Source organism: Pseudoalteromonas sp. SIMBA_162, from assembly GCF_046535955.1.
GTDB lineage: Bacteria > Pseudomonadota > Gammaproteobacteria > Enterobacterales > Alteromonadaceae > Pseudoalteromonas > Pseudoalteromonas marina.
In genome coordinates this window covers 1-261 of the sequence record NZ_JAWJBQ010000618.1, presented here as the reverse complement: position 1 = coordinate 261, position 261 = coordinate 1, and the positions used below count along the sequence as shown (strand labels likewise).

Here is a 261-nt window from a genome sequence, read left to right as displayed (position 1 = left end):
GGCAACAAGCCGGGCTGGATGATCATGGAAGTGCTGCCAGTGCTGCCGCCGGACCTGCGTCCGCTGGTACCGCTGGACGGCGGCCGCTTCGCGACCTCGGATCTGAACGATCTGTATCGTCGTGTGATCAACCGCAACAACCGCCTCAAGCGTCTGCTCGACCTCAATGCGCCGGACATCATCGTGCGCAACGAGAAGCGCATGCTGCAGGAATCCGTGGATGCACTGCTCGACAATGGTCGTCGCGGTCGCGCCATCACC

The 261-nt window shown here is 62.8% G+C and carries 1 protein-coding gene; it reads left to right on the top strand.

Annotated elements, in window-relative coordinates; genetic code table 11:
* The coding region (locus tag R0J88_RS21140; RefSeq protein ID WP_410901048.1) for a hypothetical protein at nucleotides 1-261 on the top strand (261 nt) is incomplete at both ends.